Raw genomic sequence first — 25820 nt, 5'->3', positions numbered from 1 at the left:
GGCCCGCTGGCTCGTGCGGCTCGTGTCGCTCATGCCGCGGTCGCCATCGACTCCTCGCCGCGCCCGACCTGGTCCGCGGCGACGTGGCAGGCGACCTCGTGTCCGGGCTCGAGCGTGAGCAGCGGGGGCGTGACGGAGCGACAGACGTCGCGGACGAGTGGGCACCGGTCGGCGAACCGGCAGCCCGGCTTCGGGTCGATGACCTTCGGCGGCTCACCGGCCGCCTGCGCCGCAGTGACCGTCAGCGTCGCGCGAGGATCGGGGACGGCCGCGACGAGCAGCTGCGTGTACGGGTGCATCGGCGCCTGCAGGACGTCCTCCACCGGACCCGACTCGACCACCTGGCCGGCGTACATCACCATCATGCGGTCGGCGACGTACCGCGCGCTCGCGATGTCGTGCGTGATGTAGAGCAGGGACACGCCCTCGTCGTCGCGGAGCTTCGCCATCACGTTGAGCAGGCCGATGCGGACGGAGATGTCGAGCATCGAGACCGGTTCGTCGGCCAGGATCACCTCTGGGTGGTAGGCGAGCGCCTGTGCGAACCCGATGCGCTGGCGCTGGCCGCCGGACATCTCGTAGGGGTACTTCTCGAGCGCATCGGCGGCCGGGGTGAGCCCCACCACCTCGGCGACGCGTTCCGCCTCCGCCTGCCGTCCGGCGGCGTCCAACTCCGGACGGTGCAGCTTGAGCCCGCGGAGGATGCCGTGCGACACGGGGTAGGACGGGTTGAGCGACGAGAACGGGTCCTGGAACACCATCGGCACGGCGGCGCGGTAGCGCATCCGGTCCGCATGCGTCCGCAGGCTCGTCAACGGCCGACCGTCGAACAGGATCTCGCCGGACGTCGGTGCGTGGATCTGCGCGAGGAGCCGGGCGATCGTCGACTTGCCGCTGCCGGACTCGCCGACGAGCGCGACGATCTCGGACCGGTTGATCGCGAAGGTCGCGCCGTCGACCGCGTGCAGCTCGTGGCGCGCACCGAAGCCGCCGACGCGGAACGTGCGCGAGAGGTCGCGGGCCTCGAGGATCGGTGTCCCGACGGTCGTGCTCATGACGTGGCTCCTGCCGGTTCGGCCGGTCTGTCCGGTTGGTGGTCGTCGCTGTACAGCAGGCACCTGGCCTCGACGCCGTCGACCTCGTAGAGGTCGGGGACCACCTCGTGACAGTCGGCGTAGGCGAGCGGGCAGCGTGGTGCGTACCGGCAACCGCGCGGCATCGCGGTGAGGGCCGGCGGAGCACCCGGGATGCCGGCGAGCGGCTTCTTCGGGCCGCGGATCGACGGGAACGCGTCGAGCAGTCCGCGCGAGTACGGGTGTGCGGGCGAGTCGAACACGGTCCGCGTGTCCCCGAGCTCGACGTCCTGCCCCGCGTACATGACGAGCAGCCGGTCCGAGAAGTGGCTCACGAGCGACATGTCGTGCGTCACGAAGAGCACGGCGAACCCGAGCCGGCGTTGCAGCTCCTTGATCTGCAGCATCAGCGAACGCTGCGCCACCACGTCGAGGGCGGACGTCGGCTCGTCCATGATGATGAGGTCGGGGGAGAACAGCAGCGCCATCGCGATCATGGCCCGCTGCCGCATGCCGCCGGACAGCTGGTGGGGGTAGCTCTGCAGGTGGATGCGGTCGATGCCGACGAGGGCGAGGACCTCCTCGGACCGCCGCCGGACCTCGGCCTTGTCGCGCACCCCGTGTGCACGCATGGTGTCGGCGTACTGGGCGCCGATCCGGGCGACGGGGTTCAGCGCGTTCATCGCCGACTGCATGACCACCGACAGGTGCCGCCAGCGGGTCGGCGCGAGCTGCCGGTCGTTCATCGTCACGAGGTCCTCGCCCCGGAACAGGACGGAGCCGGTCGTGATCCGGGCGGGCGGGCTGAGGAGCTGAGCGATGCCGAAGAGCATCGTGGACTTCCCGCAGCCGGACTCGCCCACCACGGCGACGAACTCGCCGCGGCGCACGGTGAGGTCGACGGCGTCGACGGCGGTCACCGGACCGGACGACGTGTCGTAGACGATCGTCAGGTCGCGCACCTCGAGCAGGGGTGCGTCGTCGGGGTCGGCCGACGCGGACCGATCGGGGAACTCAGACATCGTTGCTCCTTGTCGGCGTGCTGCGCAGACGACCGGTCCGGACACGGCGAACGGGCCGCAGTGCCGGGTTCGAGATCTCGTCGAACGCGTAGTTGAGGAGGGCGAACGCGGCACCGAGCAGGGCGATGCAGAGACCGGGCGCGATGATCCACCACGCCTGACCGGTCTGCAGTGCCTCGCCCGACTGCGCCCAGTGCAGCATCGTGCCCCAGCTGACCGAGCTCGGGCTCCCGAGTCCGATGAACTGCAGGCCCGCCGCGGTCAGGACCGCATAGAGCGCCGCACCGAGGAAGTTCGCCGCGATGAGCGACACCATCGTCGGCAGGATCTCGCACACGATGATGTACAGCGGCCGTTCGCCGCGCACCCGAGCGGACTCGAGGAAGTCGCGGCGTCGGAGGGACAGCGCCTGCGCCCGGAGCTGTCGCGCTCCGTACGACCACCCGGTCACGACGAGGACGCCGATGATCACCGCGAGGTTGCCGCCGTTCGCGTAGGCGGCGATGACGATGATCAGCGGGAAGGCGGGGATGACGAGGAACACGTCGATGAGCAACGACAGGACGTCGTCGGCGAAACCGCCGAGGTACGCCGCGGCGACACCGATGAGCACGGACAGGACGCTCGCGAGGGCGCCGGCGATGACCGCGACGACGAGCGTCTCGCGCGTGCCCCAGACGAGCTGTCCCCAGACGTCCTGCCCGTAGGACGTGGTCCCCAGGAGGTGTGCCCCACTCGGCGGGAGGCTCAGTCCGAAGGCGCGCTCGTTCGGCTTGGTGACGCTCGTGAACAGGTTCGGGAAGCATGCCGCGACGACGAACACGAACAGGAGGATCGCACCGGTCAGGGCCTTGCCGTTCCCGCGGATCGCGTGCCAGACGGCGCGGAACCCGCCGCTGCGCCGACGCTTCGGCGACCTGGAGCCGTCGACGGTCGCGACGATCGGGTCGGCGGTCGCCAGGGAGGAGGTCGAGGTGGAGGTCGTGGACGCCATGGTCAGCTCTCCGTCCGGGCGCGCGGGTCGAGCATCACGGTGAGGAAGTCGCAGGCCAGGATCGCGACGAGGACGGTGACGGTGATCATCACGAACATCGCCTGCATGAGCGGGTAGTCCTGGTTGTTCACCGCCTGCAGCAGCATGTAGCCGATGCCCGGGTAGTTGAAGGTGTACTCGACGAGGATCGACCCGGAGACCACGAACCCGAGCGACATCGCGAACCCGGCGAGGTTCGGGAGCACCGCGTTCCGTGCCGCGTACCGGTACATGATCATGGCGTTCGGAAGGCCCTTCGCGCGGGCCATCCGGATGTAGTCGTCGGCGAGGATGGTGACGACGTTGTTGCGCATTGTCAGGATCCAACCGCCGATCGAGACGATGAGGATCGTGACCGCCGGCAGGACGGCGTGCGACAGGATGCTCTGGATGAACGGACCGTTCATGCCCGGGATCTGGGTGACGTCGTAGGCGCCCTGGTTCGGCAGCAGGTCGAGCGTCACGGAGAACAGCAGGACGAGCAGGAGTCCGATCCAGAAGAACGGCAGGGCCCCGGTCACGACGAACACCGGCGGGAGGATCGCGTCGACGACACCGCCGCGCTTCCAGCCGGCGACGAGCCCGATGAGGGTGCCGGCGAGGAACGCGATGATCGTCGTCACCCCGACGAGACCGAGCGTGTACGGGAGCGCCTGCAGGATCACGGTGCCGACGTCCTGCGGGAAGAACGTCAACGAGATCCCGAAGTGGCCGGTGAACGTGTTCCCGAGGTAGTCGAGGTACTGGACGGCGAGCGGCTTCTGGGTGTTGACGCCGAACGCCACCTCGAGCGCCTTGAGCGCAGCGGGGTTCACCCGACCGTGGAACCGCGCCATCATCGCCTCGGCCGGGTTGCCCGGCATGAGTCGGGGGATGAAGAAGTTCACGGTCAACGCCACCCAGAGGGTGATGACGAAGAGCACGAGGCGTCTGGTGACGTACCTCATGGTGCGGTCCTGGAGTTCACGGCGGTGCTCCGATGGGTCGAGCGGGCGGGAGGACGAGGGTGGGGTGCCGGGGCGCTCGCGCGCCCCGGCACACCGCGTGGCTGGTGGCGCTGACGCGCCCCGGCCGACCGGTCAGCTGGTGGGCTTGACGTGCAGGAGGACCTGCTCGACGTCCGGGATCGAGTACGGCGCGGGCAGTGCGTACGGGTCGGACTTGCTCGGCCACCCGGTGAAGTTCTTCGTGTTGTACTGGAACCACGTGACCTGCTCGGTCGTCGGGATGATCGGCACCTGCGTGAGCATCACCTTCTGCAGCTGACTGACGATCTCGTGCTGCCCCGACTCGGACGCGCTCGGGTAGGCGTCGAGCAGCCTGTCGACCGCCGGGTCGGAGAACCGCATGTAGTTCGTCGACGCGTTCTGTCCGAGCGGGGCGGTGTTGCCGCTGTAGAGCTCCTGCCGCAGCTCGTAGTACGGCACAGGTCCGCCGGTCTCGGAGATGTACGCGAGGTCGAAGTCGCCCTGGTAGAGCCGGGTGTTGTAGGTCTGACCGGCCAGGTCCTGCACCGTCAGGTCGACGTTCACCTTCGCCAGCTCCTGCTTGATCTCCTGCAGAGAAGCGTCCCAGTCGGTGTACCCGCTGACGGAGAGCGCGGTGAGCTTCAGCGGGTGGCTTGCCGAGTACCCGGCCGACGCGAGCAGCTGGGTCGCCTTGTCGGTGTTCTGCGTGTAGTCGTACTGCTTCGCGAGGTCCTGGTCGTACCAGTCCTTGAACGTCGGGAGCACGATGCCGGACTGGTTCGCGGCGGGCTGCTGGCCGTCCTCGCCGACCTTCGCGATCTCGCTGCGGTCGAGTGCGTACGCGATGGCCTGTCGGACCGCGACGTTGCCGGTGGTGGCGTGCTTCAGGTTGAACGCAAGGCTCACGTTCGCCACTGGCGGGGACCAGTAGTGGTTGTGCGCCTTGTCCTTCGCGACGTAGTACTTGTCGATGCTCGGGATGAACTGGCCGCCCCACTGCGCCTTCCCGTTCGCCAGGTCCTGGTTCGCCGGGGAGTTGTCGGTGTAGGCGGGGTAGTTGACGACCTTGACGGCGGGCTTGCCGGACTGCCAGTACCCGGTGTTCGCGGTGTACTGGATGTTCTGCGGCGTGCAGCTCGCGACCTTGTACGGGCCGGAGCCGACGGGCTTGGCGTTCGTGAACGTGGTCGGGTTCTTGATCGCCGACCAGATGTGCGACGGGACGATCGGGGTCTGGTCGGCGATGTAGTAGAAGTACGGCTGCGCTGCGGCGTCGAACTGGAAGACCACCTTCGAGCCGTCCTGCGTGACCGACTGCAGCCCGGACTGCCAGATGGCGTTGAGGTCGAGACCCTTGTGCGCCTTCAGCAGGTTGAACGTGTACGCGACGTCCTTGGCGGTCAGCGCGGTGCCGTCGCTCCACTTCACCCCGCTCCGGATCGTGAAGGTCAGGGTCTTGTAGTCCGAGGACCAGTTCGACTCGCTCGCGAGCATCGGCGTCTCGGCGCCGTTCTTCAGGGTGTTGACGTAGACGAGCGGCTCGTAGGCGAACCCGAAGGCCTCCTGGCTCACCGCCGGGTTGAACGGGTTGAACCCGCACGTCCACGTGGCGCCGCCGACGTTCGCGATGGACAGGGCGGACCCGCCGGAGGACGACGCGCCCCCGGCACTGCAGCCGGTCACCACGAGGGCGGTCGCCGCGACGGTTGCCACCGCGGCGCCGAGACGCCGCCAACGGGACGGCGCGGCGCCGCTGCGCCGACGCGATCGGATCGGGTTGAACATGGTTTCACTCACCTTCGGGGGATGACGCGCGGTCGTGGCGGGTACACGAACGGAGCGACCGAGAGCGTCGCGACGATCGTGTCGAGGTGTCGGCCGGATGGCCGTGGGCGGTGTGGCCGGGGGGGGGGGGGGTCGTGGACGTGGAGTCGGAGGGACTACTGCGGGGCGCGTTCCAGTGACGCCGGACGGGACGTCGTGTCACCGGGGGCAGCGCTGGCCCCGGATCCATCGACACCCGACAGACGTCGAGCGAGCGCGGCGCGCACGGCGTCGATGAGGACGTGCCGTGCGCCGAACAGGACGGGTGTTGCGGTGACGCCGGGTGCGACGAAGGGTGTCGCCCAGCGGGTCTTGGTGCGGAGCCACGCGGTGGCCGCCGCGGCGAGTGCCGGTCCGCCGGCCACGCCGGTCGGGCCGTGCAGGATGAGCACCTCGGGGTCGGCGACCGCGAGGGCCGGGAGCGCGTTGTAGGCCACGCGCTGGCCGAGGGCGGCGAAGAACGGGTGCTTCGGGTCGAGTCCGCCGAGGACGGCGAGCACGCCGCGCCAGTCAAGCGCGGTGCCGTCCGGGCCGGTGATCCCGTGCGCGTGCGCGAGGTCGGCGACGGCGGACTCGAGGATCAGGTCGGCCACGATCTCGGCGTCCGGGTCGAGTGCGAGTGCCTCGATCGGGGCGCCGAGGTACCCGACCTCGCCCGCGGCGCCGGTGGCTCCGCTGTGGACGCGTCCGTCGATGTCGAGCGCCATGCCGAGGCCCTCGGCCATCCACATCAGGGCGAACGAGCTCGTGCACCGGCCCGCGCCGGCGTTCCGCTCGGCGATGGCGGCCAGGTTCGCGTCGTTCTCCAGGATCACCTGGAGACCGAGGGCTGCCGAGAGCGTGCCGGCGACCTGCTGTCGGGGCCAGCCGAGGAGCGTGTCGGTGAACGACAGGGTGTCGGCGGCGTGGTCGACCGAGGCCTGCAGGCCGATGCACACCGCGATGACGTCATCGGCCCGGACGCCGGCGAGTGCGGTCGCCCGGTCGATGGCCGCCCGGATCAGGACGATCGAGTCGCCCTGCATCTCGGCGTCGCTGAGCCGGTACTCGTCGACCGGGTGGTGCCCCCCTCGTGCATCGACCACGCAGGCCCGGACGTCGACGAGCTGGACGTCGATCGCGACGGCGAGACTCGTGTCGACGATCGCCTCGTACGCCAGGGCGCTCGGGCCGCGCGGTGCGGGCTTGGTCCCGGCCGGTCGGATGAGCTCGACGCCTTCGAGGCGGCGGATGATCTCCGCCGCGGTCGGCTTGCTGAGGCCGGTGCGGGTGGCGAGTTCGTTGCGGGTCAGCGGGCCGGCCTCGAGCAGCAGCGTCAGGGCAGCCCGGTCGTTCAGCTCTCGGAGGAGAGCGGGCTGGCCCGGCGACGGCTTCGACATGTCCAGGACTGTAACGAACAACCTTCATTACAGAAAGGGTTGTTTCCTGAGAGTTCTCGGACGACCCGACGCAGAGCCCGGTCGCGGTCCGCGATCGCACGTCCGGACGGGAGGCGCGGGTCGGGGCCGTCCCGCGCCTCCCGTCCGCCCCGGCCCACGTCGCGTCGGCCATCCGCTATGGTGGAGTCGTCCCGCGAGGGGCGCGCCCCTGTCGGGGGGCCTCGTCTGGTTCGATTTCCGGAGCGCTCCACCATTGCCGCCCGCCCACCATTGCCGTCCGACCGGTGTCCGCGAGTGAGCAGCAATCGTCGGGTCCGGGCATGGAACTCGACGATTGCTGCTCACTCGTCAAGCCGACGGTGCGCGGCTCACGGCCGGACGACGACCTTGCCCGTGACCCCGCCCGTCGCGGCCTCGGCGTGGAGCGCGGGCAGGTCGGCGAGCGGGATCCGACGGTCGACCTCGACCGTGAGTGCACCCTCGTCCACCAGGGACACCAGCTCGGCGAGGCGCTCACGGTCCGACCGGACGAACACCGTCGCAGCGCGCACACCGCGGGCGTCGTCCCCGGGGGTCGCCATGAACGCGGTGGTGCTGACGACGACGCCGCCGTCGCGGACGAGCGCGACGAGGGCGGCGAACCGTTCCGGGTCGATCGGGGCGAGGTTCAGCAGGACGTCGACCGGTTCGTCGACCGCGTCGAGCAGGTCGGTGGTGGTGTGGTCGATGACCTGGGCGGCACCGGCTGCCCGGACGGCGTCGGCACTGCGGGGGCTGGCCGTCGCGACGACGTGCGCTCCGGCCCGTGCGGCGAGCTGGACGGCGTACCCGCCGACGGGGCCCCCGGCGCCGACGACGAGCACCCGCTGCCCGTCGCGGACCCGGCCCTCGTCGAAGAGCGCCTGCCACGCGGTCAGGGCGACGGAGGGGAGTGCGGCCGCGTCCGTGAGCGGGATGCTCGTCGGTGCCGACACGAGCGACTCCGCGGGGGCCACGACGTACTCGGCGGCGCCGCCGTCGCGCTCCATCGGCAGGAACCCGATCACGGCGTCACCGATCTCGAGTCCGGACACGCCGTCGCCGACCGCGTCGACGGTGCCGGAGACGTCGTACCCCGGGATGTGCGGGAGCGTGATCGGGATCGGCAGGGACCCGGCGCGGATGCTGTTGTCCGCGGGGTTGTACGCCGATGCGGCGACGCGGAGGCGCACCTGTCCGGCCGTGGGGACCGGCTGGTCGACCTCGGCCAGGGCGAGGACCTCGGGTCCGCCGACTTCGTGGAACTGGACTGCGTGCATGATGATCTCCTGTCATAGTGCTTCGAATTCGAAGCGATGATCCGATGGTAGCACTGCTTCGAACTCGAATCAACAGGTAGGATCGATGCATGGTCGAACCCGTCACCGCCCTCACCCCGGCACAGCTCCGCGCGTACTTCGCCTTCACCGAGGTCGGCGCGCTCCTCCGGCCGGCGGTCGAGGCGCAGCTCCGCGATGCCGGTGCGCTCAGCACCGTCCAGTTCCAACTCCTCGCACGCCTGGGCGACGCGCCCGACGGAGTGCAGCGGATGACCGACCTCGCCGACGGCGTCGTCTACAGCCGCAGCGGCCTGACCTACCAGGCGCAACTGCTCGAACAACGTGGGCTCGTCACACGCTCGCCGTCACCGGACGACGAGCGGAGCACGGTCGTCGCCATCACGGACGCCGGTCGCGACGTGCTCGCGACGGTGTTCCCCGGGCACATCGCGACGGTGCACGGACTCCTCTTCGCACACGTCTCGGACGCCGACGCCGACGACCTCGCGCGCATCCTCGGGACCATCCAGGAGCAGCTCCGTGCCGCGCCGCCGAGATCGACCCGCCGCCGCCGGTCGTGAGGAGACCCGCATGGACCCGGGGGCCTGTCGATCCCTGACCTGATCGATCCATCAGGACGGCACGCGCCCCGGCAGGAGCGGGCTCGGCGTCCCGGCCCCTATGGTGATCGAGTGCAGAGAGAGCGAGGCTGTTGAGCATGTCCGGACCGATGCCCGTCGACGAATCCTGGTCGTTCACGGTCGACGCCACCCCGTTCGACTCCGAGCACGCCATGCGCCTCCGGGCCGCAGCCCGCATCGAGACGGACGGCATCGTCGGGCAGCGGTCGGACTTCGGGACGGAGCTCAGCGCGCCGATGCTGGCGGCGCACTTCGTCGCACACGACCGGGTCGGGACGCCCCTCGGCTGCGGCGGTCTCGCGTCGGTCGGGGACGGCGTGTACGAGATCCGTCGACTGTACGTCCGGTCGGACATGCGGACCCACGGGGTGGGCACCCGCATCCTCCAGGAACTCGAGATCGCCGCGGCCGACCTCGGCGCGCCCGCAGTCGTGTACGAGACGGCACCGCAGATGCTCCGTGCGCTCGAGTTCTTCGAGCGCCGCGGCTACCACCGGATCGCCCTCTGGGGTCCCTACGTCGAGAGCCCGTTCTCCGTCGCGCTCGCCAAGACCCTGTGACAGACGGGAGGCGCGGGACCGGCCGGCACCGCGCCTCCCGTCCCCGACTCAGAACGCGGGCGTGCCGCCCGCGACCGTGATCGTCGACCCGGAGCTGTAGCTCGACTCCGGGCTGACGAGGTGCACGTAGGCCGCGGCGAGTTCCGCGGGCTGCCCGGGACGGCCGAACGGCGAGTCCTGGCCGAACGTCGAGACGGTCTCGGCGTCGTCGGACCCGGGCTGCAGCGGGGTCCACACGGGACCCGGGGCGACCGAGTTGACGCGGATGCCCTTCGGTGCGAGCTGCTGGGCGACGGCCTCGGTGAAGAGCTTGATCGCGCCCTTCGAGACCGCGTAGTCGATCTTGTCGGCCGACGGCGTCGACGCCTGGATCGACCCGGTCGTGACGATGGTGGAGCCCGGCTCGAGGTGCGGGACGACCGCCTTCGTCAGCCAGAACAGCGAGTAGATGTTCGTCTTGAACGTCGAGTCGAACATCGTGGTGTCGAGGGTCAGGATGTCGTCGTTGCTGTCCATCCGGCCGGCGACCATGACGAGCGTGTCGAGGCCGCCGAGCTCGTCGACGCCCTTCTGGACGAGGTCGATGCAGTACTGCTCGTCCGAGATGTCCCCGGGGAACAGCACGATCTTCCGGCCCTCCGCGGTGAGGAGGTCGCGGACCTCCTCGGCGTCTTCCTGCTCGTCGGGCAGGTAGGACAGGACGAGGTCGGCACCCTCGCGGGCGAGGCCGATCGCGGCGGCGCGGCCGATGCCGGAGTCGGCGCCGGTGACGATGCCGCGGAAGCCCTTGAGTCGTCCGAGGCCGAGGTAGCTCTCCTCGCCGTGGTCGGGCTTCGGGTCCATCTTGTACGCGGCACCCGGCAGCGACTGCTCCTGCTCCGGGTACGGCGGCGCGGGGTAGAGGGTGTTCGGGTCCTTCTTGTCGTACTGGCTCATGGACCCACTCTGCTCGCGGTCGTCGTCCGGGCGCTCAGGGACGACGTCGACGCTCGACCAGGGAGACGACCGCGACGAGGACGAGCAGACCCGCGGCGATGTACCCCTGCGGACCGCGGCGATCGTCCGGATCGTCGACGAGCGCCGTCCCGGGGTAGAGGAGCGCGGAGAGCTGGGTCGCCGGGTACAGCGAGGACAACGCCGTCGCGAGGGCGAGTCGGGACGCCGACCAGCGACCCCGGCCGCCCCAGACCACGGCGAGCGTCAGCAGCGCCAGCCCCGCGCCGAGGCTCATCGTCTGAGCGTTGTGGAACTTGGCGTGCGGCGGCCAGTTCGGGTTGTGGATGTGGGTCGTGTTCCAGTCGGCGATGAACCCCCCGACGCCGCCGTACAGCGCGGTGACGGTGAGGACGGCCCGCGTGACGGTGATCTGACGCATGCCGCCCGGTCTACGCGCGCGATGGCGACCGCGCACGCCACACGGCACGATGGTCCCGACCCGCACCTGGACACGCCGTCCCCCGGCTCGGAGCACGACGCGGGTACCGTCCGACGGGATCTCGACCAACGAGCGACAAGGAGCACCCCATGAAGGCAGTGGTCTGGCACGGCATCGGCGACATCCGACTCGACGACGTCCCCGAGCCCATCATCCTCGACCCGCGCGACGCGATCGTCCGGATCACCAAGAGCGCGATCTGCGGCACTGACCTGCACTTCGTCCGCGGCACGATGGCCCCGATGCAGGAAGGCACGATCCTCGGACACGAGGCCGTCGGCGTCGTCACGCAGATCGGCGACGCAGTCCGAGGGTTCACCCCTGGCGACCGCGTCGTGATCAACTCGACCATCTCGTGCGGTGCCTGCCGGTACTGCCGGATGGGCAAGACGGCGCAGTGCGACGTCGCGAACCCGAACGGCCCCACCGCCGGCACCGCGTTCTTCGGCGGACCGGAGGGCGCCGGGTCGTTCGACGGGCTCCAGGCCGAGTACGTCCGCGTGCCGTTCGCGCAGAACACCATGCACGGGCTCCCGGAGAACGTCAGCGACGAGCAGGCGATCCTGTTGTCGGACATCTTCCCGACCGGCTGGTTCGGCGCGCAGCTCGCCGGGGTGACCCGGGGGGACGTCGTCGTCGTGTTCGGCGCCGGTGTGGTCGGGCAGTTCGCGATCGCGTCGGCGTTCAAGCAGGGAGCCGGGCGCGTGATCGTCGTCGACAGCAACGAGACCCGGCTGGCGCAGGCGCTCGCGCAACACGCCGAGGTCGTCAACTACGACACCGAGGACCCCGTGCAGACGATCATGGATCTGACGAACGGGATCGGAGCGGACTGCGTGATCGATGCAGTGGGCGTCGATGCCGAGCGTCCGAAGCACGGGCCCGCAGCGGTGTCCCCGGAGCAGGCCGAGCAGTTCGACGCCGAGGTCGCCGAGGTCGCACCGGACGCGGATCCCGCCGGCCAGGGGAGCCACCACCAATGGAAGCCGGGAGACGGCCCCTCCCAGGTCGCTCGCTGGAGCATCGAGGTCGTGGCGAAGTACGGGCGCATCGGGATCATCGGTGTGTACTCGCCCACCTTCGAGGCGTACCCGCTCGGGCAGGCGATGAACAAGAACCTCACGATCCGCATGGGCAACTGCGACCACCACTCGGTGACCCCACCCCTCATCGACATGGTCGCCGCCGGGCAGTTCGACCCGACCGCGCTCATCACCGAGCACGAGGGCATCGGCTCGGCCATCGATGCCTACGCCGCGTTCGACCGTCGTGAGCCGGGCTGGACGAAGGTCGAGTTGTCGACCGCGGAGTGAGGTGGCGGTCGCGCACGGCACACGGCACGATGGTCCCATGCTCCCCGCCGATGCCCACGTCCACAGCGAGTTCTCCTGGGACAGCGGGTCCGATCCGGCGTCCCCGGGCCGGATGGTCCGGACCTGCGAACGGGCGGTGCGGATCGGCCTGCCGGCGCTGGTGTTCACCGAGCACCTCGACCTCGAGCCGCAGTGGCGCGTCGACCCCGGCGACATGGGGGAGCATGCGGAGTCCCTGGTCGACGACGACGGACTCGTGCGGCTCCCACCATTCGACCTGGCCGGCTGGCTCGACGCGATCGAACGGTGCCGGGCGGCGTTCCCCGAGCTCCACGTCATGACGGGGGTCGAGTTCGGGCAACCGCACCTCTGGGACGCACAGGCCGCCGACGTCCTCGGGTCCGGGATGATCGACCGGGTGAACGGGTCGCTCCACATGCTGCCGATCGGCCTGGACGGTGCGTCGGGCGGCGACCGCACGGAACCGGTCACGTTGTACCGGCACCACGACCCGGACGCGGTGATGTGGGCGTACCTCGAGGAGATCCCGCGGATGGTCGCCGGGTCCGACCGGTTCGCCGTCTTCACCCACATCGACTACGCCGTCCGTGCGTGGCCGACCGACGCCGTCGGACCGTTCGACCCGCGGCGGTTCGAGGAGGGGTTCCGCGGCGCGATGCGTGCTCTCGCCGCGTCCGGTCGGGCGCTCGAGATGAACACCCGCCGCCTGTGGTCGTGGGTCCCGGAGTGGTGGAGCGAGGAGGGCGGTCGAGCGGTGTCGTTCGGCAGCGACGCCCACGTGCCGGAGGCGCTCGCGGCGAACTTCCCGGAGGCGACCGCGATGCTCGAGCACTACGGCTTCCGAGCCGGGTCCCGCCCGGAGGACTTCTGGACGCGCTGAGCACCCTCGTGTGCTCCTGCGGGACGGGCTCACCTCCGGTCGCGACCGCCGTCCGCGAGCACGCGGTCCAGGACACCCCATGACCGGGTCGGCATCGGCGAGACCGTCCCGATCATCCCGGCGGCGACGATCATCGCCTTCCAGAGCGCCCAGCCGCGGGCCCGCGCCCAGGTCCCGTCGTCCAGGTCCATCGCGTGCCGGAAGACCGCTCGCGACGGACCGTCGAAGACCTGCCACGCGATCGTCAGGTCGCACGCCGGGTCGCCGACCCCGCATCCGCCGAAGTCGATCACCCCGGTGAGCCGTCCGGCGTCGTCGACGAGCAGGTTGTTCGGACCGACGTCGCCGTGCACCCACACCGGGTCCGACGTCCACGTCGTCGCGAGGGCGTCGTCCCAGACCCGTCGTGCGACGTCGGTGTCGATCCGCCCCCGGAGGATGCCGAGCGCCGCCCGTGCCTGGTCGTCCCAGACCGCGAGCGCACCGCCGCGGTGGAAGTTGTGCTCACCCGGCGGGGGTCCGTCCGCGGCGTCGATCGACTCGAACGCACGGAGGAACTCGGCGAGCGCCGTCGCGAACCGGACGGTGTCGCCCATCGTGTCGGCGGCCGAGGGTCGCCCGGGGATCCAGCCGTAGACCGACCACGGGTACGGGTAGCCCTCGCCGGGCTGTCCGAGCGCGATCGGCGCCGGGATCGGCAGCGGCAGGTACGGGGCGAGACGGGGGAGCCAGACCTGCTCCTTCTCGACCTGGGCGACGTAGTGCGCAGCGCTCGGCAGCCGCACGCTCATCGTGTCGCCGAGCCGGAACGTCCGGTTGTCCCAGCCGGGCAGGTCGACGGGACGCACCGGCAGGTCGGCCCAGGCCGGGAACTGCTGCGCGACGAGTCGGCGCGCGAGGTCGGCGTCGATGTCCACGGGACCAGCCTGCCGCAGCCGGGTGCGGAACGCGAGCGGACACCGGACGGGAGGCGCGTGGTGCGCCGGCCCCGCGCCTCCCGTCCGCCATCCGGTACCGTGCCCCCATGACGACGCGAGTGACGGACGGATCGGCGGGGGACGCGGACTACGGGCGGATCGGGGTCGGGTACCGGGACCACCGTCGACCCGAGCCGGCGTTCGCGGCGGCGATCGGACTCGCCCTCGGCGACGCGACGACGGTGCTCAACGTCGGCGCCGGCGCGGGGTCGTACGAGCCCGAGGACCGGTCCGTGACCGCCGTCGAGCCCTCCGCTGCGATGCGGGTGCAGCGGGGACCGGGCCTCGCCGTCGCGATCGACGCGACCGCCGAGGACCTGCCGTTCGAGGACGACGCATTCGACGCCGCGATGACGACGTTCTCGGTGCACCAGTGGGGCGACCTCGAACGCGGACTGGCGGAACTCCGTCGGGTGACCCGCGGGCCCGTGCTCGTGCTGACCTGCGACCCGTCGCGCCTCGACCGGTCGTGGCTCGCGACGTACGCACCGGAGGTCATCGCGACCGAGGCCCGGCGCTACCCGACCCTCGACCGCATCGCGGCGGGGCTCGGCGGGGACGTCGACGTGCGGCCGCTGCCCATCCCGCTCGCGTGCACCGACGGGTTCAGCGAGGCGTACTACGGTCGCCCCGAGCTGCTGCTCGACCCCGGGGCACGGCGGGCGAACTCGGCCTGGAGCTTCGTCGGGGCCGAGGTCGAGCCCCGGTTCGTCCACGACCTCCAGCGGGACCTCGACGACGGCACGTGGGATCGTCGCTGGGGTGCGCTCCGGACGACCCCGGAGTTCGACGGGTCGCTCGTGCTCGTGGTGGGGCGCTGACCTACTCGGACTTCTCCAGCTGCCACGACTCCGGCTCGCGGTCGCCGTTCGGACGCACCGGGCGGACGTCGCCGACGATCGGGATCGCCCGCTTCCGCATGGCCCAGAGGTAGCGGACGAAGAAGTGCGTCAGGGTCGACATCCGGTTGCCGTTGCCGAGCAGGCTCGCGATGTGCACCACGACCCACGCGGCCCACGCGACCGGGCCGATCATCGTGATGCCACCGCGGAGCTGGGCGACCGCGGCGTTCGTGCCGATCGTCGCCATGGTGCCCTTGTCGTGGTAGCGGAACCGCTCCCGGGGCCGGCCGGCGAGCGTGCGGACGATCTGTTCGCCGATGTGGTCGCCGCCCTGGATCGCGGGCTGAGCGAGCTGCGCGAGGGCGTCGTCCTGCGCGGCGATGTCGCCGGCGGCGTAGATGTTGTCGAAGCCCTTGACGGTCAGGTCGTCGTTCACCTGGATGCGGCCGCCGGGACCCTGCGGCATGCCCCAGGACCCGACCTCCTTGTGCGCGGCGACACCCGTGGCCCACACGACGACCTCGGCGGGGATGAACTCGCCGCCGGCGACGACCACGCCGTCGGGGGTGACCTCCTCGACCCCGGAGTTCAGGCGGAGGACGACCCCGCGCTTCCGCAGGACCCTCGCCGCGTACCGGCGGAGCCGCGGCGCGAAGGGCTTCAGCAGCTCGCCTCCGCGGTGCACGAGGGTGATCTTGATGCTCGACGCGTCGATCTCGGGGTACGCGTCCTTCAGGGCCTGGTCGCGCAGCTCGGCGAGCGATCCGGCCATCTCGACGCCGGTCGCGCCGCCGCCGACGATGACGACCCGGACCTCCATGGTGTCCTGACCGGCGGCGGCCTTCTCGAGCTGGGTGAACAGCTCGTCGCGGATGCGGAGCGCCTGCGAGCGGGAGTACATCGAGTACGCGTACTCGTACGCACCCTTCGTCCCGAAGTAGCTCGTGTTGACGCCGTTCGCGAGGACGAGGGCGTCGTAGCCGATCTCCTCGCCGTCGCTCAGGGCGACCGTCTGCGCCTCGGGGTCGATGTGGCGGAGCAGGCCGTGTCGGAAGTTCGCGTTCGGCTGCTTGGCGCGGAGGCTGCGCAGGAAGTACGTGACGTCCCCGGCGTTGAGGCCGCCCGTCGCGACCTGGTACATGAGCGGTTGGAACATGTTGTAGACGTGCCGGTCGATGAGCGTGACGTCGACGTCCGCGTTCCGCAGGGCCTTCATCGTCGCGATCCCGGCGAACCCTCCGCCGACGATGACGATGTGGGGACGGTTCGGCATGGGCTCTCCTGCGGTGTCGATGCTGCCGCGGGCTCCCGTGGCGCTGGTTCTCCGCGGGGTCGCCGCGGGTGGCTGACGACGCGGTGCGCGCCGTCGGGCAGGTCGTCGACACCCACCCTGACACAGGTCCGGGCGGAGTGCTCGCTCAGGCCGGCGGTCGCACCGCGTAGGTGACCAGGACGTTCCCGGCGCTCGTCGTGTCCGAGCGGACGAGCGACAGCCGTGTCGTCGGGTCGCCCGCGCGGAAGAGCCGCTGTCCGTCGCCGGCGATCACGGGGTGGACCATGAGCTGCAGCTCGTCGAGCACGCCCGCGAAGAGCAGCTGGCGCACCACGGAGATGCTCCCGAACACAGCGACGTCCCCGCCGTCGGTCTGCTTGAGGTCCCGCACGAACTCGACGAGGTCGCCGTCGACGAGCGTCGAGTTCTGCCAGGCGAGCGGGCCCCGGAGGGTGCGCGAGGCGACGTACTTCGGGAGCGGGTTGATGAAGGCGGCGAACGGGTCGCCGGAGTCCGGCGCCATCCGCGGCCAGTGGTCGGCCCACTCCTCGTACGACGTCCGGCCGAGGATCCCGGCCGTGGTCGACGCCATGAACGCGGTCAGCGCCGCACCGAGCTCGTCGTCGAAGCTGTCGAACTGGAACCGGTACGGCTCGCCCACGACACCGTCGACGGAGCAGAACAACCCGGTGGAGACCTTGCGCATGGCCAGACGCTAGCGCCTGCGCACGCCCGGGCACCAGGGTGCGCCGCGTATCGTCGAGGCATGCGAGCCCTCGTCGAGACCGTGGTGATCGACGGAGCGACCGTGCGGCTGCGGACCCTGGCGCCGGCCGGACGGACCCGGGACACGCTCGCCCCGACGGTCGTCCTCGTGCACGGGCTCGCCGGGTCCTCCCGGTCCGTCCGGCGACTGCACGAGGCGCTGTCCCGCGGGCACCGGACGATCGCGGTGGACCTGCCGGGGTTCGGCGGTGTCCCGGACACCGCGCGCCTGCTGCGTGCGCCGGACTTCGCGGCGGTGCTCGAGGGCGCGCTCCGCGCCCACGACGTCGTCGACTGCCTCGTCGTGGGGCACGGCTTCGGCGGCCAGGTCGCCGTCGAGCTCGGCAACCGCGCGCCGGACCTCGCGACGAGCGTCGGACTGCTCGGCCCGGTCGTCGACGACCGCCGCCGTCAGCCGTGGCGGCAGGCGGCGGACCTCGTGCGGGACTGGTTCCGGGAGCCGACGTCGATCCGGCTCCGGGTCACGGGCGGGTTCCTGCGGAGCGTCGGCGCGACCCTGCCGCTGCTCCCGAGCGCGATCCGGCAGCCGTTGTTCAAACGCGTCGCCGACCTCGGTGTGCCCGTGCTGGTCGTCCGCGGGCACGCGGATGCGCTGTCCGGGCACGACTGGGGACGCCGTCTCGTCGGGGTCGCCGGCGAGGGGGCGCTCATCGAGCTCCCCGGCGCCCACCACGTGCACGAGCAGCAGCCGGGGCCGGTGGCGGCGATCGTGGACGAGTTCCTGCGGGTGCAGTCGGTCGGTCGGCTGCGGTGACGCGCCCGCTCGTCCGCGTCGTCGAGGTCGACGGGGCCGTGGTGCGCACGCGGACGCTCGCCCCCGCCGGACACGTCCGGGCTGCGTCCGGCCCGACCGTCGTCCTGGTGCACGGCATCGGCATGTCGCACCGTTCGTTCCGGCGCGTGCACGAGGTGCTGTCGCGCTCGCACCGGACGATCACCGTCGACCTCCCGGGCCACGGGGGACTCCCGGCACCCGGCCGTCCGATGGACATCGCGGACCTCGCCGACGTCGTCGTCCGGGCACTCGCGGCGGTCGGGATGGACCGGGCAGTCCTGGTGGGGCACTCGATGGGGTCCCAGGTCGTCGTCGAGGCAGCGCTGCGACACCCGACGGTCGTCTCCGGGGTGGTGCTCGTCGACCCCGTCGTGGACGACCGCCGACAGACCGTCCGGCAGCAGGCGCTCGGGCTGTTCCTCGACGGGTTCGTGGAGGGGGTGCGCATGAACGCCGTCGTGCTCACCGACTACGTCCGGAGCCGGCGGCAGTACCCGTCGGCGCTCCGGGCGATGATCCGGTACCGACTCCTCGACGCCCTCCCGATGGTCGCCGTGTCGGTCCTGGTCGTCCGGGGGACCGCGGACCCGATCGCCCGGCACGGATGGGTCGAGCGGGTGGCTGCCGCGGGTGTCGACGCACACCTCGTCGAGCTGCGCGGGCCGCACCAGCTGCCGGAACACCGGCCGGTCGCGCTCGGTGCGCGCATCGCCGCGTTCGTCGCGGACCGAGCTCGGGAGCGTGCCGGGCGATGAGCGGTCGAACGGTCCGGGCGCGGCTCCGCACCGCCGTGTGGTGGGTGGCCGACTGGGTCTACGCGGGAGTCTGGCAGGTCCGGAGCCTCGGACCGACCACCGCCGACGACTACCGTTCCGGCGATCGACAGCCGATCGTGGTGCTGCCCGGCATCTACGAGACGTGGCACTTCCTGCGGCCGCTGATGGACGCCCTGCACGAGCACGGTCACCCGGTGTACGTCGTCACCGACCTGCAGCACAACCTCCGACCGGTCGCCGAGAGCGCGGCGATCGTGATGCGGCGCATCGCCGAGGAGGGCCTCGGCGACGCGCTCCTGCTCGCCCACAGCAAGGGCGGACTGATCGGCAAGTACGCCATGACGCGGCTCGATCCCGACGGCCGCATCGACCGGATGGTCGCGATCGCGACGCCGTTCGGGGGGAGCGCCTACGCCCGGTTCGGCCCGACCCCGGCACTCCGGGCGTTCTCGGTGCACGACCCGACGCTGTCGGCGCTCGCCGCGGACGTCGCCGTCAATGCCCGGATCACGTCGGTGTTCGGGGTGTTCGACACGATGATCCCGGACGGGAGCGAACTCGCGGGAGCACGGAACGTCCGGCTCGAGGTCGGCGGGCACTTCCGGATCCTCAGCGACCCGCGGACGTACCGGGCCGTGCTCGATGCCGTGGACGCGGACGCGGGCTGACGAGGCCCGCGCGCCCGCGCGCCCGCGCGCCCGCGCGCGCCCGCGCGCCCGCCCGCCCGCGGCCCGCCCGCCGCGTCCGCGAGCGTGCAGTTGCGCCCCGTTCAGCGCCTCCGGACGGGGCAGAAGTGCACGCTCGCGGGGGTGAGGGGGGCGGGGGGCAGGGGAGCACCCGGCTCAGGGGCGGACTGCTCGGAAGCAGAACGCCGTGTACGGGACGGGGATCGTGTCCTGGCCGACGAGGGCGGGATGGGTGTCGAGCAGGTCCCGCACGCGCCGCAGCACGTCCCCTCGCTCGGCATCGGGCAGCGTGCTGACGTAGCTCCGGGACGCCACCATGTCGACGAACGCCGCGCGGTCCTGTTCGTGGACCCATGGGACGGCGTGCCGCTCGACCTCGCCGAACGGTGCGCGGACGTCCGGTGCCACGGCGGACTCGACGTGTTCGTGCGGCTGCTGCATGATCGCCGTGAGGGCGGCGACCCAGGGCACGCGCTCGTCGCGGATGTTCCAGACCAGTCCGAACGTGCCGCCCGGGCGGAGCACCCGTCCCACCTCGGCAGATCCGACCGCGGGGTCGACCCAGTGCCATGCCTGCGCGGCGACGACGGCGTCCACCGAGGCATCGGGCATCGGGATGTGCTCGCCGCTGCCGTCGAGGACCGTCAGCCCCGGGACGGCCCCGAGACCCTGCTGCAACTGCGTCCGCATGCCGCCGTCCGGCTCGACCGCGATGGTCTCGGCCACGAGCGGGGCGATGACCCGGGTGGCCTTGCCGGTCCCCGCGCCGAGGTCGACGACCCGGCGGGCGCCGGCCGGTAGCAGCCAGGCGACGGCCTCGACCGGGTACCCCGGGCGGCCACGTTCGTAGACGTCGGCGACGGCGCCGAAGGACAGGGCGTGCTCAGCATCGGTGCTCACCCCGCCAGCCTGCCACGGCGCGATCGACCTCAGGTCAGTCGGCGTCGACCCGCTGCGGGACGATCGCCCTCGCGTCGTCGCGGAGCCGGTGGAACGCGTCGATCGCTTCGTCCGGCGTCATGACGCTGGCCTCGAGTCGGTCGCCGAGACCGAGCAGCTGGAGGCGTTCGCGTGCGGCGGCGCACTCGTCGATGCCGGCTGCGGCGTCGATGGCGTCGTTCGCCTCGAGGCGGGCGAGCAACGTCTCACGGGTCCAACGGTGCAGTGCGAAGGCCATGGTCTGGGGCATCCGATCCGGTTCGGGCGTAGCGGGCGGCACGGCGTCCCCGCGCAGCAGGACGATATCCGCGCGGACCGGCTGAGCGGGAGTGCGATCCGCGGACGCACGGGCAGCGCACGGCGGGCTGTAACACGGTCGAAAGAACGAGGGACAGCACCCCGACCGGACGGGGGTCATCGCCGGCCGATCGGGGTACGCCCGGGCAGGGCCGCACACCGGCGGGAGGCGCGGTGCGCGTCCGACCGGCACCGCGCCTCCCGTTCGTGGGCCCGGAACCGCCAAGACATCGGAACTCTGGAGCTGAAGCGCGCAGTAATCAAGCGAAAATGGCTCTTGACGCAAGAGACATCCGATGTTTGTATGACTCGCAGCGGATCGACGACGATCGGCTGCGAAGGAGCCACAGTGAGCCGGATCACGACGATGTCCGTCCGGGACGTCCGATTCCCCACGTCGCGCGACCACGACGGGTCCGACGCGATGAACCCGGACCCCGACTACTCCGCCGCCTACGTCGAGATCGGCACGGACGCCGCGGACGCACTGGTCGGCACGGGCTTCGTGTTCACCATCGGCCGCGGCAACGAGGTCCAGAGCGCCGCGATCGACGCCCTCCGCGACCACGTCGTCGGCCACGACGTCGACACGCTCCTCGACGACATGGGCGCCACGTGGAGGTCCCTCGTCCACGATTCCCAGCTCCGCTGGCTCGGCCCGGAGAAGGGCGTCATGCACATGGCGATCGGCGCCGTCGTGAACGCGCTCTGGGACCTCAAGGCCAAGCGCGCCGGACTGCCGCTCTGGGAGCTCCTCGCCGGGATGCGTCCCGAGGAGCTCGTCGCCCTCGTCGACTTCCGGTACCTCACCGACGCGCTGACCCCGACCGAGGCGCTCGAACTCCTCCGGGCTGCCGAGCCGCACCGCGCCGCACGCCGCGCCGCGCTGCTCGCGGAGGGCTACCCGGCGTACACGACGACCCCGGGCTGGCTCGGGTACGACGACGCCAAGCTCGCGACGCTCTGCCGCGAGGCGGTCGACGACGGGTTCCGGCAGATCAAGCTCAAGGTGGGCGGCAGCATCGAGGACGACGTCCGCCGGATGGGCATCGCCCGGAGCGTCGTCGGCCCGGACATCAAGATCGCGGTCGACGCGAACCAGCGGTGGGACGTCGACGAGGCGGTCGCGTGGATCGAGCACCTCGCGCCCTTCGGTGTCGCCTGGGTCGAGGAGCCGACGAGCCCCGACGACGTGCTCGGACACGCTGCGATCGCCCGTCGCATCGCCCCGATCCCGGTCGCGACCGGCGAGCACATGGCGAACCGGGTCATCGCGAAGCAGCTCATCCAGGCGCGTGCGGCCTCGGTCCTCCAGATCGACGCCACCCGCGTCGCCGGGGTCAACGAGAACCTCGCGATCCTGCTCCTCGCCGCGAAGCACGGCGTGCGGGTCTGCCCGCACGCCGGTGGCGTCGGCCTGTGCGAAGCGGTCCAGCACCTGTCGATGTTCGACCTCGTCGCAGTGTCCGGCACCACGGACGACCGCTGCATCGAGTTCGTCGACCACCTGCACGAGCACTTCGTCACCCCGGTCGACGTCTCCGGCGGGCGGTACTGGCCGCCGACGGCCCCGGGCGCCGGGACCGAGATGCTCGAGGACTCGCTCCGCACGTTCGAGTACCCCGACGGGCCCGTGTGGGCCGGCAGCACCGCACACGAACCCGCCCCGGCGCACGTCGCCTGAGCTGACCGACCCCTGATCCGACACGCCATCCCCCTCACCCCCACCCACGACGAAGTGGAGACACACCGATGAAACGACGTCTCGTCGCCGGCATCGCAGCGGCAGCCGCCGCAATGCTCGCGCTGACCGCATGCTCCTCCGGGAGCAGCGGGACCTCCGGCCAGAGCAAGGACGACCTCGTCTGGTCGATGTGGATCGCCGGCAAGGAGGACAAGGCCGCCTGGCAGAAGGTCGCGAACGCGGTCGACACCGCCGACGGCACGAAGGTCACCATCCAGGGCGCCCCGTTCAACGACTACTGGACGAAGCTCCGGACCCAGCTGAGCACGGGCAGCGCACCGTGCATCGTCAGTCTGCAGAGCCTCCGCGCCGCGAACTACACGGACGTGCTCGTGCCGCTCGACTCCTACGCGAAGAAGGACAACACCGACCTCAGCGCGTTCGACACCACCGCGATCAACGGCATGAAGGTCGACGGCAAGCTGTACGGGCTGCCCTACGACACCGGTCCCATCCTGGCGTTCTACAACAAGGACGCGTTCAAGGCCGCCGGCGTCGAGGACCCGAAGCCGGGGTGGACGACCGACGACTTCGAGGCCGACGGCGCGAAGTTCAAGGCCGCCGGCAAGACGATGTTCGGCACGACGGTCGCCGACCTCAACCTCGAGTCACTCATCCTCGGCTACAACGGCGGCCGCGTGATCGACAGCGACGGCAAGCTCGACGCGACGAACACCAAGTTCGCGAACGGTCTCGACTGGCTCGCGAGCATGGTCAAGAAGGGCTACGCCTCGCAGGCCAGCTCGGACAGCTCCGCGGACTCGAACGCGTTCGTGAGCGGCGACGTCGCGATGTACACCGACGGCCCCTGGTCGCTCATCAGCCAGAAGGCCAAGGTCACGTTCGACCTCGGCGTCACGACGCTCCCGTCCGGCACCTCCGGTCCGTCGTCGTTCGCGGCCGGCTCGGGCTTCGGCATCTCGAAGCAGTGCAAGTACCCCGAGGTGGCGTACAAGGCGATCACGACGATGACCGGCGAGAAGGTGCTCACCTCGCTCGCCGAGCAGGGGCGTGCATTCCCCGGCCGGACCGCAGCGCAGCCGTCGTGGTACAGCAGCGCCGGCATCGAGGGCGCGGAGACGACGCTCAAGGACGCGCTCGCGAAGTCGACCCCGCTGCCCGGGAACAAGCAGAGCGACCAGCTCAGCCAGCTCTTCACGCAGTACGCCCTCCAGGCGGTGAACGGACAGCAGTCCGGCAAGGACACGATGTCCTCCATCGCGAGCCAGCTCGGCTCCTCCCAGTAGGCGACGGTGCCGCCGGCCCCGGTCGGTGACCCTCCGGACGGGAGGCGCGGGTCGACCCCGCCCCGCGCCTCCCGTCCTCCTCTCCCCACCCCGAGCAGCACGTACAGGAGGCAGTCGATGTCGACGCCCACCGTCCAGGAGACGATCCCCGACAGCGCCGTTCCCGGCGCCGCCGTCGCGATCGCCGGCGGGACCCGCACACCGCGGCGACCCGGTCGTCCAGCACCCGCTGACGAGGTCGGCCGCCGATCGTGGTGGGGCGCCGTGTTCGCCGGGCCGCACTCCGTCGGTCTGGTCGTCTTCACCGTCGTCCCGATCGTCGCCTCGCTCGTCGTGAGCTTCATGAACTGGCCGCTCATCGGGGAGCGGTCCTCGGCGGGCTTCAGCAACTACGTGCGGCTGTTCTCCGACCCGATCTTCCGGACGGTGATCCTCAACACGGTGCTGTTCGTCGTGTTGTACGTGCCGGCGAACCTCGTCGTGTCGCTCGGCCTCGCGGCGTGGTTGACGCCGCGCATCAGGGGTCGGCACGTCTTCCGGGTGCTCTTCTTCATCCCGACGGTGACACCGATCGTGGCGAACGTCGTCGTGTGGCGGATGCTCTACCAGCCGGGCGGTGCGATCGACGCGACCTTGCAGTCGACCGTCGGGGTGCATGCGCCGAACTTCCTCGCCGACGACCGCTGGGCGATGCTCGCCGTCGTCGCGATGAGCGTCTGGCAGGGCTTCGGGTACAACATGCTCATCTTCTCGGCGGCGCTCGACGCGGTCCCGGAGAACCAGATCGAAGCGGCGCAGCTCGACGGCGCCGGCTCCTGGAAGACGTTCTGGAACATCAAGTTCCCGCTCATCTCCCCGTCGATCTTCTTCGCGACGATGATGACGCTCATCACGTCGTTCCAGGTGTTCGTGCAGCCGTTCGTGCTGACGAAGGGCGGCCCGGGGACCTCGACCGAGACGATCGTGCAGTACATCTACAACACGGGCTTCCAGAACCAGCAGCTCGGGCTCGCGTCGGCCGGAGCGTGGGTGCTGTTCATCATCATCCTCGGCATCACGGCCATCCAGTTCCTCGGACAGAAGCGGTGGGTGCACTATGAGTAGCTCGACGGCACAGCGGACGCCGCTGACGTCCACGAACCGGACCGTCAACCCGAAGGGGCTCCGCCGGACTGGAGGCCGTGCCCCGGTCCGGCGCACCGGTCGCGTCCGGCAGACGATCGGGTACGTCCTCCTCTGCCTCGTGGCGCTGCTGTTCATCTCGCCGCTCGTCTACATGGTGTCCACGAGCCTCAAGCCCGCGTCGGAGACCTTCACGACCCCGCCGACGCTCTGGGGTTCGGCGTTCGAGTGGCAGAACTACGAGCAGGCGTTCACGTACCTGCCGTTCGCGCGGTTCATCCTCAACGGCGTGTTCGTCGCCGCCGCCGGGACCGCGCTGAACGTCGCCGTCTCGGTGATCAGCGGGTACGCGTTCTCGCGGCTCCGCTGGCGTGGGCGGAACACCGTGTTCGTGCTGTTCCTCGCGACGCTGATGATCCCGCAGGACGTCCTCGTCATCCCGATGTACGTGATGATGCAGGGCTTCGGCTGGGTCGACACGTTCCAGGCGCTCATCATCCCGTGGGCGTTCACCGCGCTCGGGGCGTTCCTCGTCCGGCAGTTCTTCCTGACGATCCCGCAGGAGCTCGACGACGCGGCCCGCGTGGACGGGGCCGGCACGATCCGGACGTTCTTCTCGGTGATGCTGCCGCTCGCCCGGCCGACGTGTGCGGTGCTCGCGGTGTTCTCGTTCATCGCCTACTGGAACTCGTTCCTCTGGCCGCTCGTCGTCGTCAACGACGTCGAGGCCCACGGTACGATCCCGCTCGGCCTCCAGCAGTTCTTCGGGCAGCAGGGTTCGCAGTGGAACCTCGTGATGGCGGCGTCGGTCATCTCGATGCTGCCGACGGTGATCCTCCTGGTCCTGCTGCAGAAGCACCTCGTCAAGGGGATCGTCACCTCCGGACTCGGCGGGCGCTAGCTCGCCTC

Annotated in this window: 26 protein-coding genes; 12 read left to right on the top strand and 14 right to left on the bottom strand. The window is 70.8% G+C overall.

Annotation, left to right across the window (positions count from 1 at the left end):
• Positions 1-29: 29 nt before the first annotated feature.
• The 7 genes from ACO0E0_RS14150 to ACO0E0_RS14120 all read right to left on the bottom strand — a co-directional run bounded on the left by ACO0E0_RS14150 (position 30) and on the right by ACO0E0_RS14120 (position 8597).
• Positions 30-1055 (bottom strand): ABC transporter ATP-binding protein, encoded by a 1026-nt coding sequence (locus tag ACO0E0_RS14150; RefSeq protein ID WP_422872084.1) that lies wholly within the window; start codon positions 1053-1055, stop codon positions 30-32.
• A complete protein-coding gene (locus ACO0E0_RS14145) occupies positions 1052-2095 on the bottom strand; it encodes an ABC transporter ATP-binding protein (protein WP_422872083.1) in 1044 nt (347 codons plus the stop codon). Before ACO0E0_RS14145 ends, ACO0E0_RS14150 begins: the two co-directional genes overlap by 4 nt.
• Positions 2088-3089 (bottom strand): ABC transporter permease, encoded by a 1002-nt coding sequence (locus tag ACO0E0_RS14140; protein WP_422872082.1) that lies wholly within the window; start codon positions 3087-3089, stop codon positions 2088-2090. Before ACO0E0_RS14140 ends, ACO0E0_RS14145 begins: the two co-directional genes overlap by 8 nt.
• A 2-nt stretch (positions 3090-3091) precedes the next feature.
• A complete protein-coding gene (locus ACO0E0_RS14135; RefSeq protein ID WP_422872081.1) occupies positions 3092-4075 on the bottom strand; it encodes an ABC transporter permease in 984 nt (327 codons plus the stop codon).
• A gap of 132 nt (positions 4076-4207) precedes the next feature.
• Positions 4208-5881, bottom strand: a complete 1674-nt coding sequence (locus tag ACO0E0_RS14130) for an ABC transporter substrate-binding protein (protein WP_422872080.1) — start codon at positions 5879-5881, stop codon at positions 4208-4210.
• 155 nt (positions 5882-6036) lie between these two features.
• Positions 6037-7299: an ROK family transcriptional regulator gene (locus ACO0E0_RS14125; RefSeq protein WP_422872079.1), complete on the bottom strand. Its 1263-nt coding sequence runs from the start codon at positions 7297-7299 to the stop codon at positions 6037-6039.
• 368 nt (positions 7300-7667) lie between these two features.
• Entirely contained in the window at positions 7668-8597 is a 930-nt protein-coding gene (locus ACO0E0_RS14120) for an NADP-dependent oxidoreductase (RefSeq protein WP_422872078.1), read from the bottom strand.
• Between the two features lie 89 nt (positions 8598-8686).
• On the opposite strand from ACO0E0_RS14120, the gene ACO0E0_RS14115 reads away from it, so the two are divergent.
• Positions 8687-9178, top strand: coding sequence for a MarR family winged helix-turn-helix transcriptional regulator (locus ACO0E0_RS14115; RefSeq protein WP_422872077.1), 492 nt, complete (start codon positions 8687-8689; stop codon positions 9176-9178).
• 149 nt (positions 9179-9327) lie between these two features.
• Positions 9328-9798, top strand: coding sequence for a GNAT family N-acetyltransferase (locus tag ACO0E0_RS14110; RefSeq protein ID WP_422872076.1), 471 nt, complete (start codon positions 9328-9330; stop codon positions 9796-9798).
• 48 nt (positions 9799-9846) lie between these two features.
• On the opposite strand, the gene ACO0E0_RS14105 is transcribed toward ACO0E0_RS14110, so the two are convergent.
• Both ACO0E0_RS14105 and ACO0E0_RS14100 read right to left on the bottom strand, forming a co-directional pair.
• Complete coding sequence (locus ACO0E0_RS14105) at positions 9847-10734, bottom strand: SDR family oxidoreductase (RefSeq protein WP_422872075.1); 888 nt, start codon at positions 10732-10734, stop codon at positions 9847-9849.
• Between the two features lie 34 nt (positions 10735-10768).
• The gene (locus ACO0E0_RS14100) at positions 10769-11173 is read right to left on the bottom strand and encodes a DUF6640 family protein (protein WP_422872074.1); all 405 of its coding nucleotides are present in this window, start codon (positions 11171-11173) and stop codon (positions 10769-10771) included.
• Between the two features lie 149 nt (positions 11174-11322).
• Between ACO0E0_RS14100 and ACO0E0_RS14095 the strand changes: the two genes are divergently transcribed.
• Together ACO0E0_RS14095 and ACO0E0_RS14090 are read left to right on the top strand one after the other, a co-directional pair.
• Positions 11323-12546: an alcohol dehydrogenase catalytic domain-containing protein gene (locus tag ACO0E0_RS14095; RefSeq protein ID WP_422872073.1), complete on the top strand. Its 1224-nt coding sequence runs from the start codon at positions 11323-11325 to the stop codon at positions 12544-12546.
• Between the two features lie 37 nt (positions 12547-12583).
• Positions 12584-13447 carry a PHP domain-containing protein gene (locus ACO0E0_RS14090; protein ID WP_422872072.1) on the top strand — a complete coding sequence of 288 codons (864 nt, stop codon included), beginning with the start codon at positions 12584-12586 and terminating at the stop codon, positions 13445-13447.
• Between the two features lie 29 nt (positions 13448-13476).
• Here ACO0E0_RS14090 and ACO0E0_RS14085 read toward each other — a convergent pair whose 3' ends face one another.
• Positions 13477-14364, bottom strand: coding sequence for an aminoglycoside phosphotransferase family protein (locus tag ACO0E0_RS14085; protein ID WP_422872071.1), 888 nt, complete (start codon positions 14362-14364; stop codon positions 13477-13479).
• Positions 14365-14471: 107 nt separating this feature from the next.
• On the opposite strand from ACO0E0_RS14085, the gene ACO0E0_RS14080 reads away from it, so the two are divergent.
• On the top strand, positions 14472-15245 hold the full coding sequence (locus tag ACO0E0_RS14080) for a class I SAM-dependent methyltransferase (RefSeq protein WP_422872070.1): 774 nt from the start codon (positions 14472-14474) through the stop codon (positions 15243-15245).
• Between the two features lies 1 nt (position 15246).
• Here ACO0E0_RS14080 and ACO0E0_RS14075 read toward each other — a convergent pair whose 3' ends face one another.
• Together ACO0E0_RS14075 and ACO0E0_RS14070 are read right to left on the bottom strand one after the other, a co-directional pair.
• Positions 15247-16539: an NAD(P)/FAD-dependent oxidoreductase gene (locus tag ACO0E0_RS14075; RefSeq protein ID WP_422872069.1), complete on the bottom strand. Its 1293-nt coding sequence runs from the start codon at positions 16537-16539 to the stop codon at positions 15247-15249.
• 145 nt (positions 16540-16684) lie between these two features.
• Positions 16685-17245 carry a dihydrofolate reductase family protein gene (locus ACO0E0_RS14070; RefSeq protein WP_422872068.1) on the bottom strand — a complete coding sequence of 187 codons (561 nt, stop codon included), beginning with the start codon at positions 17243-17245 and terminating at the stop codon, positions 16685-16687.
• Positions 17246-17305: 60 nt separating this feature from the next.
• Between ACO0E0_RS14070 and ACO0E0_RS14065 the strand changes: the two genes are divergently transcribed.
• From ACO0E0_RS14065 to ACO0E0_RS14055, 3 genes are read left to right on the top strand one after another with little or no spacing between them, the layout of a single operon-like run.
• The gene (locus ACO0E0_RS14065) at positions 17306-18079 is read left to right on the top strand and encodes an alpha/beta fold hydrolase (RefSeq protein ID WP_422872067.1); all 774 of its coding nucleotides are present in this window, start codon (positions 17306-17308) and stop codon (positions 18077-18079) included.
• Positions 18076-18855: an alpha/beta fold hydrolase gene (locus ACO0E0_RS14060; RefSeq protein ID WP_422872066.1), complete on the top strand. Its 780-nt coding sequence runs from the start codon at positions 18076-18078 to the stop codon at positions 18853-18855. Before ACO0E0_RS14065 ends, ACO0E0_RS14060 begins: the two co-directional genes overlap by 4 nt.
• Positions 18852-19544: an esterase/lipase family protein gene (locus ACO0E0_RS14055; protein ID WP_422872065.1), complete on the top strand. Its 693-nt coding sequence runs from the start codon at positions 18852-18854 to the stop codon at positions 19542-19544. Before ACO0E0_RS14060 ends, ACO0E0_RS14055 begins: the two co-directional genes overlap by 4 nt.
• 174 nt (positions 19545-19718) lie before the next feature.
• On the opposite strand, the gene ACO0E0_RS14050 is transcribed toward ACO0E0_RS14055, so the two are convergent.
• Complete coding sequence (locus ACO0E0_RS14050; protein WP_422872064.1) at positions 19719-20462, bottom strand: class I SAM-dependent methyltransferase; 744 nt, start codon at positions 20460-20462, stop codon at positions 19719-19721.
• A 34-nt stretch (positions 20463-20496) separates the two neighbouring features.
• The gene (locus ACO0E0_RS14045) at positions 20497-20739 is read right to left on the bottom strand and encodes a hypothetical protein (protein ID WP_422872063.1); all 243 of its coding nucleotides are present in this window, start codon (positions 20737-20739) and stop codon (positions 20497-20499) included.
• A gap of 408 nt (positions 20740-21147) precedes the next feature.
• Here ACO0E0_RS14045 and ACO0E0_RS14040 point away from each other — a divergent pair, with 408 nt between their 5' ends.
• The 4 genes from ACO0E0_RS14040 (at position 21148) to ACO0E0_RS14025 (ending at position 25812) form a co-directional block, all read left to right on the top strand.
• Positions 21148-22482, top strand: a complete 1335-nt coding sequence (locus tag ACO0E0_RS14040) for an enolase C-terminal domain-like protein (protein ID WP_422872062.1) — start codon at positions 21148-21150, stop codon at positions 22480-22482.
• A 68-nt stretch (positions 22483-22550) separates the two neighbouring features.
• Entirely contained in the window at positions 22551-23789 is a 1239-nt protein-coding gene (locus ACO0E0_RS14035; RefSeq protein WP_422872061.1) for an ABC transporter substrate-binding protein, read from the top strand.
• Between the two features lie 117 nt (positions 23790-23906).
• Entirely contained in the window at positions 23907-24893 is a 987-nt protein-coding gene (locus tag ACO0E0_RS14030) for a carbohydrate ABC transporter permease (RefSeq protein WP_422872060.1), read from the top strand.
• On the top strand, positions 24886-25812 hold the full coding sequence (locus ACO0E0_RS14025) for a carbohydrate ABC transporter permease (protein WP_422872059.1): 927 nt from the start codon (positions 24886-24888) through the stop codon (positions 25810-25812). The genes ACO0E0_RS14030 and ACO0E0_RS14025 overlap by 8 nt, the downstream gene beginning before the upstream one ends.
• Positions 25813-25820: the final 8 nt, after the last annotated feature.

The sequence above is a fragment of the Curtobacterium phyllosphaerae genome (genome assembly GCF_049341865.1).
GTDB lineage: Bacteria > Actinomycetota > Actinomycetes > Actinomycetales > Microbacteriaceae > Curtobacterium > Curtobacterium phyllosphaerae.
Note: the sequence above shows the minus strand (reverse complement) of the source record. Positions and strands in the feature narration are given on the sequence as shown.

Coding starts and splice junctions, on each gene's coding strand:
- ACO0E0_RS14115 (WP_422872077.1), top strand. CDS start 8,687: ATGGTCGAACCCGTCACCGCCCTCACCCCGGCACAGCTCCGCGCGTAC.
- ACO0E0_RS14120 (WP_422872078.1), bottom strand. CDS start 8,597: ATGCACGCAGTCCAGTTCCACGAAGTCGGCGGACCCGAGGTCCTCGCC.
- ACO0E0_RS14110 (WP_422872076.1), top strand. CDS start 9,328: ATGCCCGTCGACGAATCCTGGTCGTTCACGGTCGACGCCACCCCGTTC.
- ACO0E0_RS14065 (WP_422872067.1), top strand. CDS start 17,306: ATGCGAGCCCTCGTCGAGACCGTGGTGATCGACGGAGCGACCGTGCGG.
- ACO0E0_RS14055 (WP_422872065.1), top strand. CDS start 18,852: ATGAGCGGTCGAACGGTCCGGGCGCGGCTCCGCACCGCCGTGTGGTGG.
- ACO0E0_RS14070 (WP_422872068.1), bottom strand. CDS start 17,245: ATGCGCAAGGTCTCCACCGGGTTGTTCTGCTCCGTCGACGGTGTCGTG.
- ACO0E0_RS14140 (WP_422872082.1), bottom strand. CDS start 3,089: ATGGCGTCCACGACCTCCACCTCGACCTCCTCCCTGGCGACCGCCGAC.
- ACO0E0_RS14100 (WP_422872074.1), bottom strand. CDS start 11,173: ATGCGTCAGATCACCGTCACGCGGGCCGTCCTCACCGTCACCGCGCTG.
- ACO0E0_RS14095 (WP_422872073.1), top strand. CDS start 11,323: ATGAAGGCAGTGGTCTGGCACGGCATCGGCGACATCCGACTCGACGAC.
- ACO0E0_RS14075 (WP_422872069.1), bottom strand. CDS start 16,539: ATGCCGAACCGTCCCCACATCGTCATCGTCGGCGGAGGGTTCGCCGGG.
- ACO0E0_RS14035 (WP_422872061.1), top strand. CDS start 22,551: ATGAAACGACGTCTCGTCGCCGGCATCGCAGCGGCAGCCGCCGCAATG.
- ACO0E0_RS14135 (WP_422872081.1), bottom strand. CDS start 4,075: ATGAGGTACGTCACCAGACGCCTCGTGCTCTTCGTCATCACCCTCTGG.
- ACO0E0_RS14080 (WP_422872070.1), top strand. CDS start 14,472: ATGACGACGCGAGTGACGGACGGATCGGCGGGGGACGCGGACTACGGG.
- ACO0E0_RS14130 (WP_422872080.1), bottom strand. CDS start 5,881: ATGTTCAACCCGATCCGATCGCGTCGGCGCAGCGGCGCCGCGCCGTCC.
- ACO0E0_RS14125 (WP_422872079.1), bottom strand. CDS start 7,299: ATGTCGAAGCCGTCGCCGGGCCAGCCCGCTCTCCTCCGAGAGCTGAAC.
- ACO0E0_RS14105 (WP_422872075.1), bottom strand. CDS start 10,734: ATGAGCCAGTACGACAAGAAGGACCCGAACACCCTCTACCCCGCGCCG.
- ACO0E0_RS14025 (WP_422872059.1), top strand. CDS start 24,886: ATGAGTAGCTCGACGGCACAGCGGACGCCGCTGACGTCCACGAACCGG.
- ACO0E0_RS14145 (WP_422872083.1), bottom strand. CDS start 2,095: ATGTCTGAGTTCCCCGATCGGTCCGCGTCGGCCGACCCCGACGACGCA.
- ACO0E0_RS14045 (WP_422872063.1), bottom strand. CDS start 20,739: ATGGCCTTCGCACTGCACCGTTGGACCCGTGAGACGTTGCTCGCCCGC.
- ACO0E0_RS14030 (WP_422872060.1), top strand. CDS start 23,907: ATGTCGACGCCCACCGTCCAGGAGACGATCCCCGACAGCGCCGTTCCC.
- ACO0E0_RS14090 (WP_422872072.1), top strand. CDS start 12,584: ATGCTCCCCGCCGATGCCCACGTCCACAGCGAGTTCTCCTGGGACAGC.
- ACO0E0_RS14150 (WP_422872084.1), bottom strand. CDS start 1,055: ATGAGCACGACCGTCGGGACACCGATCCTCGAGGCCCGCGACCTCTCG.